Source organism: Pantoea sp. VS1 (genome assembly GCF_002207995.1).
Taxonomy (GTDB): Bacteria; Pseudomonadota; Gammaproteobacteria; order Enterobacterales; family Enterobacteriaceae; genus Pantoea; species Pantoea dispersa.
Genome location: NZ_NHZE01000153.1, coordinates 1 through 1,146, shown reverse-complemented (window position 1 = coordinate 1,146; position 1,146 = coordinate 1). Strand labels below are relative to the sequence as shown.

1 protein-coding gene and 1 pseudogene are annotated in these 1,146 nt (G+C 61.8%); both read left to right on the top strand.

Annotation, left to right across the window (positions count from 1 at the left end; genetic code table 11):
- Positions 1–55: 55 nt before the first annotated feature.
- Positions 56–415, top strand: a complete 360-nt coding sequence (locus CBW22_RS25320; RefSeq protein ID WP_088518200.1) for a hypothetical protein — start codon at positions 56–58, stop codon at positions 413–415.
- A gap of 100 nt (positions 416–515) precedes the next feature.
- Positions 516–1,146: pseudogene (locus CBW22_RS25315) on the top strand (type IV conjugative transfer system coupling protein TraD); the annotation flags it as partial.

Sequence of the window (1,146 nt, the reverse complement as noted above, 5' to 3'; positions counted from 1 at the left end):
AGCGTTGTAACGGCTGTATTTAACCCCTGTTCTTAACTTCCTGAAGGAAAACCCCATGCTCACATTCAACGGTGCGGCACGCACCCTTATTGTCTGGACTACCCTGTTTTTTGCCTGGAGCGCCCTCGTGCTGTGGCAGTTCGGGCCTGATATCGTCAAAACCATCATGACCGAAAGCCATCTGTTCGCGTTCGATCTCGCCACCCGCACGATGCAGGGCGATATGATGCCGCCGGGCGTTATCACTGCGCTGCTGGTTTTACTGGTGCTGACGGCCGGCGGCGTGCTGTCTGCCCTGACGCTTGCCTGCTGGAACCTGCTGTTCCTTGCCTGCGGTCTCCCCCTGATGGCTGGTCACTGGCTGCAGCACCGCACGGGACATAACCGCCCGCCCGCACTGCGCACCCTGAAATAATCTCCGGGGCCCGCACGGCCCCTCAGCCATTTTCTCCCCCTGCAACAGCCTGCCCGATTTCCCCGGGCGGGCTGCGCCTGCGCGCTTTCCGGAGTTTCCCATGAGTTTTACCCCTAAATACCTGACACAGGGTGGCCAGATGACGGCCTACCGCCTGCGCATGTTTACGCAGGTCAACGGCTGGATCAGCGGCTGGATACTGCTTTTCTATCTTCTGGTTACGGGCGCCGCGTTCTGGCTGGTCACGCCGGAGGATGCGCTGCGCAACGGCTTCTGGTACGGGGGCGCCAGCCTGTTCAGCGGTTTTGTGCCTCTGATGAATCCGTCCGGGGCGGCGACCTGGGACGTGACCTGGCACTGTGGCACCGGCGCCCGGCTGTGTACGGCGAAACTGACGCTGGCGCAGCTGCTGACTGACCCGTGGATGCAGCAGCAGGGGGCCATCGTCCTGCAGAGCCTGCGGGTCTGTGCCGCCGCCTGCGGCGCGGCCTTCGCCGTTCTGCTGTGCGTGGTCTACTGGTACGTGGGGCGTATTGGCAGAAAGGAGAGCGAGGACGAGTTTATCTCGGGTATGACGCTCACCGATAAGCCGAAGGAGGTGAACCGGCTGCTGAAAAAGGCCGGCGAGAAGTCCGATCTGCAGATTGGCGGCCTGAACATGGTGAAGAACGCCGAGGTCATGAACTTTCTGATCCACGGCACCATCGGCGTCGGCAAGTCCACGCTCATCC